This window comes from Okeania sp. SIO2B3 (genome assembly GCF_010672525.1).
Lineage (GTDB): Bacteria > Cyanobacteriota > Cyanobacteriia > Cyanobacteriales > Microcoleaceae > Okeania.
Genome location: NZ_JAAHGH010000017.1, coordinates 1 through 20282 on the forward strand (window position 1 = coordinate 1; position 20282 = coordinate 20282).

A 20282-nucleotide genomic window follows, 5' to 3' on the forward strand; every position below is an offset into this window, starting at 1 on the left:
CAGTAATTGACGATAACTTAGTGCAACAATGGGAAACACAACTAAAGGCAGTACCAGAAATAGAACAAGTAGCAGTAGTAGTGCAACAGAAAATACCACATTTACCACCATTGCATATATCAGACTTGCTGCCATCAGACTTAGTTCCTGGAAATAGAATACTAACAGATTTAGTAACACATCCAACAAATCCATCTCTTCAACCAGAAGATTTAGACTCAAAAGCACTCGCCCTCAGTGATGGAGGATTGTTGAATATCCCAGAAGATGCCCCCAGAACCTTGACAGAGGCTCTGATTAAAACTGCTACTCAGTTCAAAGAACGCCAAATAATTTATGTACTGGCTGAAGGAAAAGCAGATTTTCAAACTTATGGTTCTCTGTTAGAAGAAGCAAAATCAATCTTGAGTGGCTTGTACCAAATGGGTTTAACAGCAGGGAGTAGGGCAATTTTACAAATTCAATCCCTGCGAGATTACTTTCCCATATTATGGGCTTGTATTCTAGGTGGGATTAAACCAGTAACGGTAGCAGTAGCCAGTAAATATGAAGAAACAAATGCTGTTGTCAAAAAGTTGTATAGCACCTGGGAATTGCTGGAACAGCCACCAATATTAGCAAGTGATTCTTTAATAGAACAGCTAAATGGCTTAAATAATTTCTTACCCGTGTCAAATTTGAAGGTAGTATCGGTGAGCGGGTTACGCAATTATCCACCCACAGCAGAAATTCATAAAAGCCATCCAGATGATGTTGCTTTCTTTCAATTGACTTCAGGTAGTACAGGCGCGCCCAAATGTATTCAAGAAACCCATAGAGGAATTATTGCCCATATTCATGCAGCTCAACAGTTTAATGGCTATCTAGATAGTGATATATGCCTCAACTGGCTTCCTGTAGACCATGTAGTGCCAATTCTTACTACCCACTTGAAAGATGTTTATTTAGGATGTCAGCAAATTGAAGTAGCCACTGAAATAATTTTAGCTAACCCCTTAACCTGGTTAGATTTAATTGAAAAGTATTGTGTGACTCACACTTGGGCACCGAATTTTGGGTTTAAATTAGTTAGTGATTCCCTGTTAAAAGTTCCAGGTAAAAGTTGGGATTTATCTTCAATTAAATTCCTGATGAATGCAGGAGAGCAAGTGACTTTACCAGTTGTACAAGAATTTCTGAATTTAGTGTCTCCTTATGGTATAAAATCTCAAGCCATGCAACCAGCATTTGGTATGGCAGAGGTTTGTACTTGCATGACATATCAAAATCAATTTACACCGGAAACAGGAGTTCATCGAGTAGAGAAATCATCTTTGGGAGGTAAACTGCAAATTACTCAAGATGATGAGCGAGATACTATTGATTTTATTGATTTAGGTAAACCAGTTCCCGGAGTACAAATTCGGATTACCGATCAAAATAATCAAGTGGTACCAGAAGGAGTGATTGGTCGGTTTCAAATTAAGGGAGCAGTTGTGACTCCAGGTTATTTGAATAATGCTAAAGCTAACGAAGAAGCATTTGTAGGAGATGGTTGGTTTAATTCAGGAGATTTAGGGTTTATAATTGATGGTCATTTGATTCTCACAGGAAGAGAAAAAGAGCAAATTGTGATTAATGGAGTGAATTATTATTGTTATGAAATTGAGGAAATTGTCAATCAAATAGAAGGAGTAGAACCAACTTATGTAGGAGCTTGTGGGTTGACATCAGATTCAAAAGGAACAGAAAAGTTAGCCATATTTTTTACACCACAAAACTCCAGCGGAGAAATAGATATAGAACTGATTAAAAAGATTAAAGGTAAAGTATCTGCCAATATAGGTATTAATGCAGATTATGTGCTGCCTTTAGAACGTCAAGATTTTCCGAAGACAACAAGTGGAAAAATTCAGCGTTCCCTAATGAAAAAAATGTTGGCGAAGGGTGATTTTGATGAGGTAATCAAGCAGCTCGATGTTAAAGAGGGAAATAGTAATACAATTCCTGATTGGTTCTATGAAAAAGTATGGCGGAGAAAACAAGGATATTATCAACCACGAAAATTAGCAGAAATTGGGGTTGTTTTAGTATTTTTAGATGGCTTAGAATTAGGTGAAAAACTGTGTCATAAATTAGACAAAAATTCTCAAGTTTATGTGAAGGTAGAACAGGGAGAAACTTTCAAAAAGGTCAATGATAATCACTATATAATTGCTCCAGATGTCCGAGAAGATTATCAAAAATTATACGAGTCTCTAGCAGCAGAAAATCTCCAAATCGGAGCAATTATTCATCTGTGGCATTATGATAAATATGCAGGAGAAATTACTGACATAGAAACTATAGAAACAGCACAAAAAACTGGAATTTATAGCCTTTTATTTATATTACAAGCCTTTAGTAATCAAAGTGAAAATTATCCAGTGCGACTGCTTTATGTCGCCAGTCATAGTCAGTCTCTGAATCCCAAAGAAGCCATTGCATATCAAAAAGCAACAGTACCAGGTTTACTAAAAACTATTCCCCAGGAAATCCCCCACTGGAGTTGTAGGTATCTAGACATACCACAAGAATCATTAGATGTCAATAGCGATCAGATACTTGAGGAACTAACTATTGATGCCAAAGATTCAGAAGTGGCTTATCGAGATGGAGAGCGTTGGGTATCAGGTCTGGAGAAAATTAACCTGTCTTCTTCACCTAAACAATCATTACCATTCAAAGCAGAAGGCACTTACCTGATCAGTGGCGGTTTAGGAGGAATTGGTGTCGAAATTGCCAAGTATCTCCTGCAACATTATCAGGCTAAATTATTGCTGTTAGGTCGTACACCTTTACCAGAAAGCAACAGTTGGCAAACCCATTTACAACAAGGAGGTAAACTAGCAGAGAAAATCGAAGCTTACCAACAATTACAAAAACTAGGTGGTGAGGTGATATACCTAGGGGTGGATATCTGCAATATTACAGCAGTGCAGGAGGTAGTAGAGCAAACCTTGTCTGGATGGAACACTCAACAACTAGATGGAGTGATTCATTTGGCAGGGTTGATGCAAGAGCGCTTGCTGATGGAAGAAACACCAGAAAGTTTAGCTGAGGTGTTACACCCTAAACTCATAGGTACTTGGGTATTACATCAATTGCAAGAATTGCAACCCAAAAGCTTGTTTATCAATTTTTCCTCTATTAATGGTTTCTTTGGTGGCACAACGGTGGGAGCTTATGGAGCAGCTAATAGTTTCTTGGATGCTTTCTCTTACTATCAACGCGATCGGAGTCAGTTACAGAGCTATTGTTTAGCTTGGAGTATGTGGGATGAAATGGGGATGAGTCGGGGTTATCAGATGAAGCAGTTAACTCAAGCTAAGGGTTATCTAGCTGTGGGATTATCTCAAGGTATGTCTTCACTCTTAGCTGGTTTATGCCATGATAAACCCTACTTGATGGTCGGTTTAGATGGTAGTAATCTTAATATCAGAAGGTTAACTGCTCCATCGGATAATCTGCAACAATTAACAGCTTACTTTACTACTAACGATAAAGGTAAACCAAATGTAAGTTCTCTGGATCATCAGGTATATGATGCGGTGGGTAAACCTAGTATTTGTACTGTGGTGGAGTTGCCACAAATGCCTTTGACTGAGACTGGGGAAATTGATGTAGGTTTACTTTCTGAGAGTAATTCGGGTCGTTCAACTCAAGAAAGGGTAAAGCCCAGGAATGATATAGAGCGTAAAATTGCTCAAATTTGGCAGGAGTTGCTTGGGGTGTCCCAGGTGGATATCTATGATAATTTCTTTCAATTAGGTGGGAATTCTCTTTTGACTACTCAAATGATTTCTCGCCTCCGACAAGCTTTGGGGAATGAACTGACTTTACAGCGCTTATTTGAGTCACCGACTATTGCTGGTATAGCTAAACATATTGAAGCGCTGCGTCAGTCTTCTCCAGATGAGAATAAATTTTCTCCTCTGTTTCCAATTAACCCAAATGGCTCCAAAGTCCCTATATTTTGCGTACACCCTAGTAGTGGAATGGCTTTATCCTACTTTGAGTTAGCTAAATTATTAGGTGATGATCAACCATTCTACGGCTTACAAGCATTGGGTTTAGAAAAGGGGCAAGAACCTCTGACGCAAGTAGAAGATATGGCTACTCTGTATCTATCGGCTATTCGTCAGGTTCAGCAAAATGGTCCATACATTCTACTGGGTTGGTCTTTTGGTGGATATGTAGCCTTACAAATGGCTGATGAACTAATAACTCAAGGTGAACAAGTAGCTTTTCTAGGATTACTTGATACTTACGTTCCCTCTGAGTTACCTGATGAGCAAGTCCTGATGGAAAGGGGAGAAATAGTTGTGCCACTGTTTGGGGGAACAATTTCAATACCTGCTAAAGAATTTCAGCAACTTACTTCTAACGAACAAGCACTTTTCGTTATGAAGCAAGCTCAACAAGCTAAACTACTTCCGCCTGATTTTGAAGTGGATGATATTCAACGTCTCTTAGAACTTTTAAGATTAAATTTAAAAGCAATGGGTGGGTATTCTCCCCCTCCTTATCCAGGCCCTATAACTTTGTTCCGGGCGGAAAAAGGCTCCTTAGGACTCTCTCAAGAAGTCTTTGCTGCTATGGAACCAACTCTAGGTTGGGCAAAAACAATTGTGGGCAAGGTTGAGGTAGAAACTGTTCCTGGTTATCACGAATACATGGTCTATAATCCTAATGTCACAACTCTGGCTCAGAAATTGCAAGTTTGTATAGAGCGATCGCTCAAAATCCTTTCATTAATGGATAATGGATAATGGATAATGGATAATGGATAATTACCTCTCCCTTTTAGGGAGAGGTAAGACCAATAAGGGAAAAATTTATTCTCTTGGTCGATTGGATCTGGCGCAGGTTTCGCAGCCATCCCACCCTGCGGGAAGCTACGCTAACGACCGCTTTTTTCCCCTTTATTGGGAAGGCAGAGTCAGCTGAATTGTTTAATTATTTAATTATTTAATTATTAATTATTCGGTAAAAATTGATGTAATGAACTCATAAACATAAATATTTGAATCCCTATGTCTCAAATTACAAGTAAACTAACCGGTGTCTCTCGTACTATGGCCGCCACCCTGAAGACCAGAGCAGAAGAACAAGAGCGTCCTGACTGTCTGTTTCAAGACCCCTTAGCTGTACAGTGGCACAAACAATTGCCTCTAGATGATGATATGGAAGCATCATATAATTTGGTAGGTGGTATATATCAAACCAGTTTGTCTACACGGTCTTATATTCATGACCAAATTACTTCTGGTCATATTGCTAACCATCCCCATCCTGTTGTTGTAGAATTGGGTGCGGGTTTATCTACTCGCTTTCACCGCATTGGACAGAATGTTAAATGTTGGCTAGACCTTGATTTACCAGATGTAACAAATTTACGCCGTCAACTAGATTCTGAAACCGAGCAACACCAGTTTATTAGTGCTTCGATAATGGATTTTGACTGGATGAATTCTATTCCTGATGTGGGTTCTGAAAATATTTTATTCCTTGCAGAAGGCTTGCTCATGTACATTGAGCCAAATCAATTGCAGCAACTGGTTAAGGAAATGCGATCGCATTTCCCTGGTGCAACTTGGGTAATGGATGTTATGGGTAATTCCTGTAAGTTATTATTAAATCAAGGGGCAGCTAAAATCGGAGCCCCACTTAAGTGGTTTGTGAAGAACGAACAAGACTTAGCCACCATGGGATTGCAAGTGGTCAATACTTGGCCTCTCTATAAACTATATCCAGAACGTTTTCCTTGGCAATGGCAACTACCTTTGAAATTCCTTACCCAATTCCCCTACTTTCGTAATTTTTATCTAATTGTTGAAACTAAGCTATAATTAGGTTTTGTTGCATGAAAGTTGCGATTAAGTATGAAGTTTAACGGTACGAGGTTAAGGTAGAAATTGTTCCTGGCGATCACGAATATATGCTTTACCGAAAAATTGTGGGTATGCGCCTCCCTTTTTAAAGGGATAAAAAGCGGTCTCCGGATGGCGAAGTCTCCTCGCTGGCCGACCATCGACCAAGAGAAAAGAGACTATTCCTTATTTCAAGCCTCCTTATTGCAGAGGTACTGATAACTGATAACTGAAATGACCAACCTAGTGTAATACCAATTCCCATGCATTAATGCAAGACCTTGAGTAATATCATGTCCGGTTGAACAGTTATAAATAAATAACGACGGAGTCCTCAGGAGTCAAGCCACCCCCGCCCCTCCCAGGAGGGGAAGGACCGAGTCAGGAGGTAAGAAGGAAGAAGGAAGAAGGAAGAAGAAGAACTGGAGTTGAAGGAGAAAGTTTTTTGATCACTAATTATCTGGACATGATATAATACTTCAGTTATCAACTAATTAGCACAGGCCGAATCATTTTTTTGCTAATTAGCAGCTCATTTAATGTTAATTATTCTTATGTTTACTTCCCCTCCCAGGAGAGGTTAGGGGTGGGTCCCCTGCTCAACAAAATGTAGAAAAGTTTTTGAGAAATGATATATAGCAATGAGCACTGGTATATTTACAAATTGCAGGAGGGGTCAAATAGCTAAAAGTCTTATATTATCGGCAATTTATTCCCCTCCTGGGAGGGGGAGGGGCTAGGGGTGGGTTGCCTGTTGGCAGATGAGCTGTTGCCTGCGCACAGCGCTATAACTACCCTGGCTCAAAAGTTACCGAAAAATTGTGGGTATGCGCCTCCCCTTTTAAGGGGATAATAAATAAAAATTTTCATCTGTTTGTCAATCCTCTTCTTTTCAAGGAGAGGTAATTATTCATTATTCATTATTCATTATTCATTATTGAAAGATTTGTTTGGAGCAAGCTTAATTTGAAGGATTAGTTTTTATTTTCAAGCTTATTGCTATTTAGGATGAGGAAGTGGTAGTGTAAAGGGGTGATAGCAAAAAAGTGGGCTATGTCCACTGAATTTCTATAAACTAGGAGGAAATAATTAACATGACAGTAGCACCTTATGATCGCAAGATATCTGAACTTCTCATACAGGCAGTATCACTTGCCTATCAACAATATTATCGTGAGGAATCTGAGGAGAAATCTGGCAATAACTATGACGGAGACATCACTCAATTCCCTCTTTTTAAAACAGTTTTCAGTGAATATACTCAAGTAAGAAATTTTAAAAGTTATAACTCTGATCCAGAAAGCATGAAGGATGAGTTCGGTGATAAATTTCAGGATCTGGTCTATGATATAGAGAAGTTTTGTTATCCATCGATGCCCGAGAATCCAAGTGAATACAAAGAAGAGAAGTATTCTTCATACCTAGGTTTCCTACTGAAATCTAAGAAAAACAACATCATTGTCTTTCGAGGAGTGCGAACTCCATTTGAGAAGAAACAATCAATGATTTTCCCACAAGTTCCTTGTAAATTAGGGGGTAAATATGTCGGATATATTGCGTCAGGTGTTTCAGAAATGTACATGAAAAACCTATATAACAAAAGATCCTTACAGGATCAGATGTCCCCATTGCTAAAAGAATTAGATAAAGATATACCTTGCTATATAACTGGTCATAGCTTTGGGGGAGCACTTGCTATCATAACAGCTCTTGAACTCGTAGAGACTTATGATATGAGTCCAGACAATGTATTTATGTACAACTATGGAGGGTCGGCTATAGGCGATCCTATATTTGCAAAGTATTACGATGCTAAAGTTCCAAATAGCTATAGGGTTGTAAACACTAAAGACTTTGCACCAAATATTCCTAGCATGTTTGGGATTCTTCATATGGGTCCTAGTTACAAGTACCAACATGTAGGCCAAAAATGGTCTTTCAGAAAGGACGCTTACGTATATCCACAAAATGAGCTGGTTATTCTTCCAGAAAGGAATCATCTTGACATGGTTGCTTATAATAAAGGTGAACCTCAAGTAGACCCATATTATGCAGCTGTAGTCAACGAAAAAGAAAAATCTACGGATGAATAGACCCTTAAAGATACAAATGAACTATATTTACGCTCTTGGATAACCCAGAGCTGTTTCATTCTAAACTGTGCCATTTTATGTATTTACAAAACCAGGTTATATCAAATCCGGTTAAATACCCTGACAATCAATAGCTTAAAACCCTGATTATTACGTTATTGGATCTATGTGCAATTAGGCGGATTTGATATTATTTCAAGCTTTAGGAAATTTATCTTTCGCTGTCTGAAAATCAATAAATTTATCAAAATGTTGGCAGAAGACCGGCGCTCTCCGGTCACGGGAGCGTCGGGATGAATGCCAATCAATCTTGCGGTTTCACAGGCAATCTGTAAAAATGTGAACATAGAAAACCCAACAGGAAGATGCTTGAAAAAGCGTACAAATTTAGGTTTTACCCAACTCCAGAACAGGAAAATCTGTTGCGGATCACATTGGGTTGTGTGCGTCTAATCTACAACAAAGCTTGAGCAGCTAGAACTACTGCATGGCATGAAAACCAAGAACGAGTAAGCTACAAGCAAACACCTCAACTATGCTTACTTGTTGGAAAAAACAGCAAGATTTAGATTTTCTTGCAGAAGTCAGCAGTGTACCACAGACTTGAACCACGGCACTTTAGTCATTGAAGATTTGAATGTTCGCGGGATGTTAGCTAAACACTGAATTTCTATAAACTAGGAGGAAATAATTAACATGACAGTAGCACCTTACGATCGTAATAAATCATTACTTCTCATACAGGCAGTATCACTTGCCTATCAACAATATTCTGCTTGGAAAAAGGACGATCACTATAACGGACAAGTCAATGATTTACCTCTTTTTAAGAGTGTTTTCAATGACTATCGTGTAGTGAAAAAACTTCAAGGTTATTCCAGAGCTAAAAGTAGCACTAGCATTTATCAGAGCAATAAAGATTTAGACGAAAAACATAGCTATTTCTCATACCTAGGTTTCATACTGAGCTCGCCGACAGACAACATCATTGTCTTTCGCGGAGCAAGAACTCCATTCGAGATATCGGAAACACTGCAGTACACCGAAGTGCCTTATTTATTAAATTCTGCAAATAAAGGCAATATTGAGCAAGGCGTATCAGAGATGTACATAGACATACCCGATACTACTAAGGAACAATCCTTAAGGACTCAGATTAACGCAGGGATAAAAGACTTAGAACACAATAAACCTTGGTATGTAACTGGTCATAGTTTAGGAGGAGCGTTTGCTATTCTAACAGCTCTTGAGCTCGTAGTGAGTCATCATATAAGTGCAAACAATGTATTTATGTATAACTATGGAGGAATGAAGGTAGGCAACTCTCAATTTGCAACTTTTTACAATGCTACTGTTCCGAACAGCTATCGGGTGGTAAACACTAAAGACTTTGTACCAGGTCTTCCTCCGCAGATATACAAAAACTACAGACATATAGGCCAAGAATGGTTTTTCTGCAAAGACACAGACACTCCATCGGATCAGTACGCAGTTAATGGTCAAACATATAAAGTATATAATCATTTGCATGAAGTAGAGCATCAAATAACAAATCAACAAACATCTCAGCAAAAATCAATTCAGATAGACCCGTATTATACGGCGGTAGCTAAAAGACAGGAACAGCTAAGGTCTACAACCAGCCCAACGGTTGCACCCAGCGCATGAGTAAACTAAAATTAGATACATTCAACTAGGGCTAGGGTGTGTTTTCAAACTCGTTATGAAAAACTTGCTGCCAATTATACAGCCATGATTACGATCGTCTGCATTACTTTGTGGCTATAATTTGAAAACACGCCCTAGTGTCGCTACGCGGAAGTCAAAAGTCAAATATTTCAGCTACATCAAAAACGTTGGCCTTGGCAATAGCAACTACCGTTGAAATTACTTACCCAGTTTCCCTACTTTCGTAATGCTTATCTAATTGTGGAAACTAAGCTATAACAACTTACTTATCTATTTACCAAACTCCTTACGCTCCAGAATATTTGCACAAGCTAATAAAATCCGGAAAGTCAGTCCCCCAGCAATTAATATCCCAACCCACTCTAAATATGGTATGTAAGGCAACTGTCTGACAAATTCATCAACCACTTCAAAATTAATGGGTTGAATAATCCCAAAATATTGCTGATAGAGAAATACATATGATGTGCCAAACCCACCTATCACCAATACAGATGACAAAGCACGCAAAATCACTGCCAAGGTCAGAGCAAACCTGTTAACTGTTAACTCAAAAGGTATAGTTTGCTGTCGGAGTTGAGGTAAAATCAGATCGTTATACTCTGCAAAAATTTCTGAGAATTTATTCATTGATGCCATCATACTCTCAGGGCGCAAACTTTGAATTAAAGCACGACGCTCTGATTGTTGATTATACTTTTTGCTAACCTTGAAGTAATCGAAATCTGGCAACAAATACTGAAGCGAACCATCTAAGGTTAAAAGAGACCGACTAACTTTCAGAAATGACCAGTTATTGGGGATACCATATCTATTTAAAACTTGGGAAAATTCGGCTGTAGCTCCACCCAGGGATTTTTCCTTGTACGATAACCCCTTAAGTCCTGAGCTATCTGCCCAAGTCTGAGTTGCTTGTGCTATCTCTACCCGTGCTCTAGAAATATTCACCTTGGGTACATCCACAGCAAACCTGATAATATAATCAGCAGCTCTAGTAAAGTCTCCCTCTGATAGGGCTTTATTATATTTCAAATATGAGGTTCTCAATTCTTTTTCTAGAGAACCCGTACTTCCTAAATCAATCAGCACAAACTTGTTCTTACGCAACAAAATGATGTTGCCTGGATGTAGGTCTCCATGATAGAGATTATCTTCATATATTTGTCGCAATAATGATAAGTATAAGCTTTCGCCAACCTTTTTGGGGTCTACATCGTTTTCGTCTTCCCATCTTCTAGCTTTGGCGCGATCGCGTTGATAAGTCTTAATATAATCCGCCATTAATACACCATCGATAAATTCCATCACCAAAACTCGACGTTTAGAATATTTATCATAAATTTTTGGAGTATATATCTTGTGTGCTTTTAAGGTTTTTTTCATCCTACGAGCACTTGTTGCTTCATAGCGGAAATCTAACTCTTCTCTAAAAGTTTTCTCCAATTCTGCTAAAGCTTCATCTAAACTTAAATCACTACCAATATTTAAAGACATCAACACATTGGCCAAAACCTTAATCAGGTCTAAATCTCGCTTAAAAGACTCCGCCAAACCAGGGCGTTGGATCTTAACCACCACAGGAATTAGTTTTTTCTTCTTCCGTAAAACTGCTCTATGAACTTGACCAATAGATGCAGCAGCTAAAGGTTGTTCATCAAAAAACTCAAATATTTTTTCTATTGGTTTGCCTAATTCTGATTCAATAGTTGAGCGTACCATGTCAAAAGGAAACCCAACAGCTTGATACTGTAATTTTAGTAATTCATCACATACTTCATCTGGAAACAAGTCGTTTCGCAATGCGAATAACTGACCTGCTTTTACCCAAAAACCACCAAATTCTTCAAAAATTTCTCGTAATTGGGTGGCTGTTTTTTGAACATCTGACCTACCAGTAAATTTACGAATTTGTATCCCTACAAGATAAACTATGAATCGCCAAATAATATAAGTGGTTGATAACCGACGGGCCTCTAGTTTATCCACGATTTTGACTTTTTTTCGGTCTTTTTTTTCAACTATAGGGGTAGGAATATATTTCTTCTTTATCATACTTTATTTTCAACTAGACCAAGAAATTATTGATTAATTGTTTACTTTACTATTTCATTTCAATGTTGAAATTTTATAAGCATTCAGCTGTCAGCCATCAGCTAGCTGTTTGTGCAGCATTCTGCAGGAAATGCTTACGAAATTTTTAGTTAGGTTTACTTTTGATTCAAATCTAGAAAATTACTCAGAATTCAGATAGAAAACACTCAGATTTGAAATACCTGAATTTTATTGGTAACACAATTTTTTAGTTATCAAACTATAGATAAATTACACCTTTAAAGTCACATTGGTCATAATGATTAATATTTAATTAGCTAGATAGTGAAAACTATTTAAGAATTTTGGAAAAATTGCTAGATATCAGATATTGTATGCAACAATGATCGCCAACTAATTTTTCATTTCATAATTATTGACTTAGGTATCAAATCAAGGATAATTTTTATGCAAATAAATCATCATTAACCATCGTAAATTTAGCCAACTAAGATTAAATATTGCGACCGCAATATTTAATGATCATTTTAATTAGGTTTATATTCATAATTCAATAACAAAATCCATTCTTTGTGTCAATTCATATAATGCCAATATAATTGTAATTGCTTACTGGTTGTTATATTTTTTTCATAAAAAACTTAGATATATTTCGATAATTTAGGTAATTTAAAATTATCACTATGACGACAATAGCAAAGATTGATAATTGAATAAATTACTTTCGCGATCGCCTCCTATCTCATCAATGAAATCCCTCCCAATTTTTTGTTCAATTCATTATCAAAAACTAATTGACTTCACCTAGACAATAAGCTTTGATTCCCTGAGAAGCAAACCAATTAATCGTTATTTCTGTCTGAATCGGTGACACCAAAACCACAAAACCAATCCCCATATTAAAAGTATTAAACATCGCTTCCTCTTCAACATTTCCAGCTTCAGCTATCCACTTAAAAATAGGAGGAATATCCCAACTACTTCTATCAATATTAATAGACATTCCTTCTGGCAAACAACGAGGTAAATTTTCTGGTAAACCACCCCCAGTAATATGAGCCATACCATGAATATCTAAACCCGCTTTTTGCCCTGCTAAAATTGGTTTAACATAAATTTTTGTTGGGGTTAATAGTGCCTCTCCTAAACTTTTCTTATTCAAAAAATTTGGGCAATCTTGTAGAGAAATATTGTACTCGTCAATAATCTTTCTTACCAAGCTAAAACCATTACTATGAATGCCACTACTTTCCAACCCGATCGCCACATCGCCCACTTGCACCTGAGACCCATCCAAAATCAAGCTTTTTTCCACAATTCCCACAGAAAAACCAGCTAAGTCGTACTCACCAGGTGGATAAAAACCAGGCATTTCAGCAGTCTCTCCCCCAATTAAAGCACACCCCGCTAAACGACATCCTTCAGCAATACCAGAAACCACTTCAGTTAACTGTTGCTGATTCAATTTTCCGGTTGCTAAATAATCTAAAAAAAATAGAGGTTCCGCCCCCGATGTCAACACATCATTGACACACATCGCCACCAAATCAATACCAACAGTATGATGACAATTAAGAATATTTGCTAATTTTAATTTTGTGCCCACACCATCAGTACCAGAAACCAAAACAGGTTCTGTATAGCCACTTGGCAAAGCAAATAACCCACTAAACCCACCTAATGCTCCTAAAACTTCTGGTCGGTGGGTACTAATAACCATATTGCGGATATTATCTACAAATTCACGACCCGCTTCAACATCAACACCAGCTTGTTTATAGTCCATCATGTCTTAGGCCAAAACTTTGATTGTGCGCTAGACAACAAAAGATTAAGAAACCCATTTATGAAGATTCTCAATCTAGCAAAGGCAATTTCATAAATCCCTACTTTTGTCAGGATGTCTAACCTTTAGAAGTTTACCATCAGTCTTGTCTCTTTGACACTCCGCGAGATAAATCCACGCGGATTATTAAGCAGAATACATTTGCCGGGTTCAATCCACGTCAAATTTAACCCTTAATGGCATAGTCAAAGATGCCTCTAGTCTGTCTGGGGTAAACCCATTCAGCTTACTTTTTAATCCAATATTTGCTGCTCCATTGCAGTCAGCATTAATCAATTTATTTTGCTTCGTTTTGTACAAACCACGTTTAATTCTTTTGCCACTAAAGCTATATTCAGTTGAATTATGAGCATGATAAAAAGGTATATTATCTCTATCCAAAAAACTAGCCTTGGATGTGTAAGATTCCTCTTGTTCCAAATAAGTTAATCCAGCTCTTTCACACATAGCTTTTAACTTTAATCTCAAACTATGATGCGGTATTTGTACAAATTTTTGGTTTGTTTTCTTACCTAAATTGATATCTTTTTTGATTCCGGGATTAACACCTACAACAATAGTAGATATTTGATTTTGACTACACCAGTTCATGAGATATCTAACTGCTTTATTCAGATAATCCCTTACTTTATTGTTTCGATTGACTGTAATGTTAATCTGTTTCTTAGTCAACCCTTTGATACCTTGTCGATCTTTTAATGACTGTAATCTAGCATTTTCCTTGTTGTACCACTGGTTGATTGATTTAAGTTTTCTTCCGTCCAAAATGAACGACGACCCAGTATTTGATACACAGGTAGCTAAATTATTTAAACCAAGGTCTATAGCTAAAGCTTTATCAGTTTTTGTGGCTGGTTGTGGTTCAATTTCAGTAATAAATTCAACTTCAAAAAACCTAGCATTATATCTAGGAATTACCCTAACTTCCTTAAGGTTTTTATCTATTAATCGCTCCGGAAAAGGGATTTTTACTTCCCCATACTCAGCCTTAAATTTCCTAGACATTGGGATCTTAAAATATCCGTTTTTGACGATAATTCGAGGTATAATTAGAGGGAAATACCCCTCTTTATTTAAGTATCTAGGCAATCGTATTTGTTCAAAGCGATATAGCCTCTCATCGGCAGCTTTTATTAAGTTGAAAAAAATTCTAAAAGACCTATCAACAACTTTTAATGTTTGTTGTGCAATATCGGTTTGAAGTAGCTGGTAATTTTCATTATCTTTGCAGTGATGATAGTTGGATTCGTATCTGAGATACCCACCTTCTGCAAAATAAAACTGTCTAACAGAGTAAAGTCCTACATTCTACATATTTTTGGATAATCTGCACAACTGTCTGAGAGCTTTAAACTCTTGAGCCGACAAGTTCCTGATTTTGTTCTTTTGAGTCAGATACATTTCAACTATTATCGCCATATAGTATAAGTATAGCGAAAATAATTATGAAAGGCAATATTTAGACGACAGGTTAAAACCTATCAGTTAGTTTTCACCCAGGGGTGAAAACGGCCTGGTTTCCCACATCCCTAAATTTTTACGATGAAATTAACCAAATTTTTTTTCTAATTTGATTCCCAATCTGAAAAGTTTGTGATACTCTATTGCAGTCTCTTAATAATACTTAAACATCGAAGAGTTTGGGTTATCCGGAATAGTCTTAGCTGGACTATGGCCAGATAAGTTCAACTCAATGGGTGCTTCTTAAAAAAAAGAGCTTAAAAAAAATAGGTTTATGAAGTACAAAATTTGGACTTTTCTGACTACTTTCTTGATATTTTCTAGTGTAGGTGTAGGTTACTCTTATGCAGATACTCTTCAAGAAGACAAAATTTATCAAAATAACGAACCAACAGATAGAAGCTTAGAAACAAATGATAACTTACAGAAAACTGTTGCTAATAGGCAGGTAGATGTACTCAAAGTTGGGGAATACCAGTTAAACACAGGAGAAGGGAAAGATACTGTTACTGAAATTATGGCCCATGAATTAACTGGTCGTCAAGCTGCAACTCTCTATGTTCGTAATATTCCAGTTCTTACTTTTCTTGACTCTCAGGGTAAGAAAGCAAATAATATTAGTCCAGAGTCTAACTCAGACTCTTCGATGAAAATAGCTACTATTCAATCTTCTAATTCAAACCAACAAAAAGATCCTGTGTGGCGAGCATCAATAGTTGCCTCTCAACTAAATCAGCTTATGCAGGAAAACCCTAATCTGGATATTACAGCTAAGTGGGACACAGATACTGAAAGCTACATGATTCTGGTCAATGACCAAAAATTAGTAGAAATAAACGAACAAACTATTCTGCCAGATAGTACCAACGATTTAGCAACAGATACCCTACAAGCAACTAACCGTCTCAGACGACAAGTTAATAATGCCCCTCCTCTAGAAGAAATAGCAGGTAAACCAAAACCAAAACCACAACCAGAGCCACAAAAAATAGCTGTCGGGCCTATTACTTTCCAATATCAAGGTTGGGCTTCTTGGTACGGCCCTGGATTTCATGGTAACTTAAGTGCTAGTGGCGAACGTTACAATCAATATGCCATGACAGCAGCCCATAAAACTCTGCCTTTTGGAACAAAGGTACGAGTGACTAATCTTAATAATGGTAGTTCAGTCGTCGTCAGGATTAATGATCGTGGCCCATTTATTCGAGGCAGAGTTATTGATTTATCTGCTGCGGCTGCTCGTATTTTAGGTATGATTCATAGTGGAGTTGCTCCTGTAAAGGTTGAGGTTATTGATTCTCGTGGATCTTAATTTAGTCTGATTAAAGAATGTTTCACTACAGGAGTAGTTACTCTAATAGTTTCGTGAGAGTGTCTATATAAATGATATGGGGGAAAAGATCAACTTTTCCTCCTTTTTTTCTATTTCTTAAGTATCTGTGCAAAATTAATTTATAGCAGAAGTGAAGAAGGAAGAAGGAAGAAGGAAGAAGGAAGAAGGAAGAAGGAAGAAGGAAAAATCTTATGTGTTTGAACATTTTTTGAGAAACAGCAGCCTCTAAGGCTTAGTGTCATGTCAAGCTTAAAATAGGGTAATACCAGTTTGATAAATGTTTGCTACAAATAGTTAGAGTATTTTTTAGGAGTCAGGAGTCAGGATTCAAGAGTCAGGAGTCAGAATGAATGGTTTCAATGCCAGTTTTTAGGTCATAAATTCTCTTTTTCTCTTGGTGCGCGTTCCCTCTCTTGGTTGGCGTTCCCATGGCAAGGAAACCCGAAGAACACAGAACTGCTCCGCTTTTCGGTGCGGAATGCTACGCAAACATGTCGGCGATAGCCAAAACGCCGGGTTCCGACCGCTTGCGACTGGCGTCGTTGCGGGGTCGCACCGCTTTGTCCAAGGGACATTTCCTGTAAAGTAGGGGCGAATGGCCATTCGCCCCTACACAATTTTTGTTGTGACGTGAGGTTAGAGATCGGCAAAAGCGCTGTAATGTTGTTACTGCTAAATCATAATAACCCTCTTCTGTTTTCTCCTAAAAAAGAATCTTTCTATTCCCATTACCAATTCCCAATTATCGTAAGCATTCAGCTATTAGCTGTCAGCTATCAGCTCTCAGCTCTAGAGTTTTAATGAATATAGACTGTGTAAGCCAGCTTTTAGGTGTAAGTATAAACTCTGATTCAATTAGTAAAGCTTTTATATCAAACTAAAAGCAATAGCTGATGGCTGATAGCTGACGGCTGTTTGCGCAGCATTCCGGAGGAAATGCTTACCAATTATCAATATTATTTTTATAAAAAATGCGTCTATTTACTACTATTGCAGCTTTGCAATGCTACTTAAACTTATTGAAAAATGATCGACACAAATCTCCACATACTGTTGGTTTAGTACCAACAATGGGAGCTTTACACAAAGGACATTTAAGCTTAATTAAACGTGCTAAAGAAGAGAATAAAATTACTGTTGTGACTATTTTTGTTAATCCTTTACAGTTCTCTCCTACTGAAGATTTCCAACAATATCCTCAGCAGTTAGAAACAGATAAAGAACTATGCGAACAAGAAGGAGTAGATATTATTTTTGCTCCCACTCCTGAAACGATGGGTATGGAAAATGAGCTGTCTACTAATGCTCAAAATTCTACAACTACAGTTGTTCCTCCATCTAGCATGACATCAATTATGTGTAGTCTTTCTAGACCTAATTTTTTTCAAGGAATTGCCACTATTGTAACTAAATTATTGAGTTTAGTTCAGCCAAATAATGCTTATTTTGGGCAAAAAGATGCTCAACAATTAGCAATTATTCAACGGTTGGTAAAAGACCTCAGTTTGTCAGTTAATATTATTTCTTGTCCAATAGTTCGTGAAGCTTCAGGATTAGCTATTAGTTCTCGCAATCAATATTTAACTGTCGAACAAAAACAGCAAGCTGCCATATTATATAGCTCTCTTTGTCATGGTAGAAAAGTATTTTTAGAAAATCGAAATGCAGCAAATATTGTCGAAAAAATTAAAAATGCTGTGCAGGAACAATTAGCAACTTTACCATTTATAAAACTAGAGTATGTAGAAATAGTCAATCCAGAAAATTTACAACCTTTAGAAAATATTCAAGATATAGGTTTATTAGCGATCGCTGCTCATATTGGTTCTTGCCGTTTAATAGATAATATACTTTTGAGAAACCGCAAACCAATAATTGCCATTGATGGTCCTGCTGGAGCTGGCAAATCAACAGTAACCAAATTAGTAGCACAAAAATTAGGACTTTTGTACTTGGACACAGGAGCAATGTATCGGGCCGTAACATGGATGGTTTTACAAGGTGCTGTCCCAGTAGAAGATGAACCTCAAGTAGCAGAATTAGTCAGTCAATGTCAGATTAGCTTTAATGGTCCTGAAAATAAGCGTGTCCTGATTAATGGCCAGGATGTGACAGAAACAATTCGGAGCAGGGAAGTTACAAATCATGTTTCAGCTATTGCAGCTCAGGCAACTGTCAGGTATTTTATGGTAGAACAACAACAAAAATTTGGAACTAAAGGAGGAATAGTAGCAGAAGGACGAGATATTGGTACTCATGTATTTCCCAACGCTGAACTAAAGATTTTTTTAACAGCTTCTGCCGAAGAGCGATCGCGACGACGACTGCTAGAGTTACAACAAAAAGGTCAAACTAATATCAGCTTAGAACAAGTAAAAAAAGATATTATTCAACGAGACCAAAAAGATGCTAACCGGAAAATTTCTCCCTTACGAAAAGCTCCAGATGCTATAGAAATTAGCACCGATGGTTTAAGCATAGCTGAAGTTACTCATAAAATTGTAGATATTTACACACAAAAAAATCCACAACTATAGTTCAATTAATCCGGAAAATACTGAGTAGATTAAGATTAGTTAGATCAAACTCAGGAGGAGAATAAAGTATTTTATTTATAACGGAAGAATAGCTATTGTCTTAAGTAAAAACAATAGTTAAATCACCTAAAAAACAGAAATGTTTTGACAAGATAGCTGAATAATTTCAAAAAATTATAGTGATAAAGGTGTGTAGGAAAAATATGACAAACTTAGGTTCACTATCCAGACAAGGAAAATCTTTAGCAACAGTGATAGCTGCTAGTGGAAGTTTCTTAATCGGAATGTTACTGCCCATGGAAATATGGACAAATCAACAAACAACCACAAAAGCAACTACAGTAAAAACAGCAACAAATACAAAGCAAATAAATCAGTCGGTAAATAACAAAGACACTCCATTAGAAGTAATTAAAATTAGTTCTGTTGTTGCTAAAAAAATTAATAATACTAAACAAAAACTGAGGGAATTAGAATTAAAAACCTTTAATTTTAGCGTCCCCAAAAGATTCCAAAGTCAAACAGTTAAAAATGTTACTCTCAATAGCAAACAAAAAGTTATTTCCTTAACCTTTGACGACGGTCCATGGAACAAAACCACAGAACAAATATTAGATATTCTCAAAAAACATAATATTCGAGCAACTTTTTTCGTCGTCGGCCAACATTTAAACGTACGTCAAGAAATAGGTAAAAAAATTGTAGAAGAAGGTCACGTTATTGCTAACCACACATGGAACCACCCTTCTAAAAGTAGTAAAATGAGTTCAGACCGGATCAAAAGCGAAATTGGACGTACAGCAGACCTCATATATAAGATAACAGGTAGGACTACCAACCTATTTCGTCCTCCAGGAGGTGTCCTCGTTAATGGTTTAGCCGACTATGCCAAAGAACGGAAACACACCGTAGTCTTATGGTCTGCTGATTCTGTAGACTGGTATTACAGGTCAGCCCAACAAATTACTAAAAAAGTTTTGAATAGAGCTAGCAATGGTGGAATTGTCTTACTGCATGATGGCGGTGGCCCAAGAGGTCACGTTGTTGAAGCTCTACCCAATATTATTGCTGGCTTGAAAAAACAAGGTTATGAATTTGTTACCATACCAGAATTACTAACAATTAAAGATAGAGAGCTACATCAGGAAGAATTAGCACAAAAAAGAGAAATTAAAAAGCAAGAAACAAATGCACAAGAGAACAAGGAGCCGGCAAACAAGGAGTAAACTTTCAACAATTAATAATAGACATCTCCAGAAAAGAGGGAATAGGGAATAGGGAATAGGGAATAGGGAGAAATAACTGATAATTTCTGTATGATAATTGACTTTATTTTTGATTTTTGGAGATGTCTAATGAATAATTACCTCTTTTTATCAA

General features: G+C 37.2%; 9 protein-coding genes and 2 pseudogenes. 8 read left to right on the forward strand and 3 right to left on the reverse strand.

Going from position 1 to position 20282, the window contains the following annotated elements; genetic code table 11:
- Positions 1–20 precede the first annotated feature (20 nt).
- From F6K15_RS15570 to F6K15_RS15590, 5 genes and pseudogenes are all read left to right on the forward strand, one after another.
- Positions 21–4790, forward strand: a complete 4770-nt coding sequence (locus tag F6K15_RS15570; RefSeq protein ID WP_293062186.1) for an SDR family NAD(P)-dependent oxidoreductase — start codon at positions 21–23, stop codon at positions 4788–4790.
- A 264-nt stretch (positions 4791–5054) separates the two neighbouring features.
- Positions 5055–5870 carry a class I SAM-dependent methyltransferase gene (locus tag F6K15_RS15575; RefSeq protein WP_293062188.1) on the forward strand — a complete coding sequence of 272 codons (816 nt, stop codon included), beginning with the start codon at positions 5055–5057 and terminating at the stop codon, positions 5868–5870.
- Between the two features lie 1115 nt (positions 5871–6985).
- Positions 6986–7984 carry a lipase family protein gene (locus tag F6K15_RS15580; RefSeq protein ID WP_293062190.1) on the forward strand — a complete coding sequence of 333 codons (999 nt, stop codon included), beginning with the start codon at positions 6986–6988 and terminating at the stop codon, positions 7982–7984.
- 365 nt (positions 7985–8349) lie between these two features.
- Positions 8350–8582, forward strand: a pseudogene (locus tag F6K15_RS15585) (helix-turn-helix domain-containing protein); the annotation flags it as partial.
- Between the two features lie 98 nt (positions 8583–8680).
- Positions 8681–9652, forward strand: a complete 972-nt coding sequence (locus tag F6K15_RS15590; RefSeq protein WP_293062192.1) for a lipase family protein — start codon at positions 8681–8683, stop codon at positions 9650–9652.
- A gap of 291 nt (positions 9653–9943) precedes the next feature.
- Here F6K15_RS15590 and F6K15_RS15595 read toward each other — a convergent pair whose 3' ends face one another.
- From F6K15_RS15595 to F6K15_RS15605, 3 genes and pseudogenes are all read right to left on the reverse strand, one after another.
- Positions 9944–11725, reverse strand: a complete 1782-nt coding sequence (locus F6K15_RS15595) for an AarF/ABC1/UbiB kinase family protein (protein ID WP_293062194.1) — start codon at positions 11723–11725, stop codon at positions 9944–9946.
- A gap of 790 nt (positions 11726–12515) precedes the next feature.
- The gene (gene purM, locus F6K15_RS15600; protein ID WP_293062330.1) at positions 12516–13511 is read right to left on the reverse strand and encodes a phosphoribosylformylglycinamidine cyclo-ligase; all 996 of its coding nucleotides are present in this window, start codon (positions 13509–13511) and stop codon (positions 12516–12518) included.
- 210 nt (positions 13512–13721) lie between these two features.
- A pseudogene (locus F6K15_RS15605) lies at positions 13722–14867 on the reverse strand (RNA-guided endonuclease InsQ/TnpB family protein); the annotation flags it as partial.
- 439 nt (positions 14868–15306) lie between these two features.
- Here F6K15_RS15605 and F6K15_RS15610 point away from each other — a divergent pair.
- The 3 genes from F6K15_RS15610 (at position 15307) to F6K15_RS15620 (ending at position 20128) form a co-directional block, all read left to right on the forward strand.
- Positions 15307–16344, forward strand: coding sequence for a septal ring lytic transglycosylase RlpA family protein (locus F6K15_RS15610; RefSeq protein WP_293062196.1), 1038 nt, complete (start codon positions 15307–15309; stop codon positions 16342–16344).
- A gap of 992 nt (positions 16345–17336) precedes the next feature.
- Positions 17337–18902, forward strand: a complete 1566-nt coding sequence (locus tag F6K15_RS15615) for a bifunctional pantoate--beta-alanine ligase/(d)CMP kinase (RefSeq protein ID WP_293062198.1) — start codon at positions 17337–17339, stop codon at positions 18900–18902.
- Positions 18903–19105: 203 nt separating this feature from the next.
- Positions 19106–20128 carry a polysaccharide deacetylase family protein gene (locus tag F6K15_RS15620; RefSeq protein WP_293062199.1) on the forward strand — a complete coding sequence of 341 codons (1023 nt, stop codon included), beginning with the start codon at positions 19106–19108 and terminating at the stop codon, positions 20126–20128.
- Positions 20129–20282: the final 154 nt, after the last annotated feature.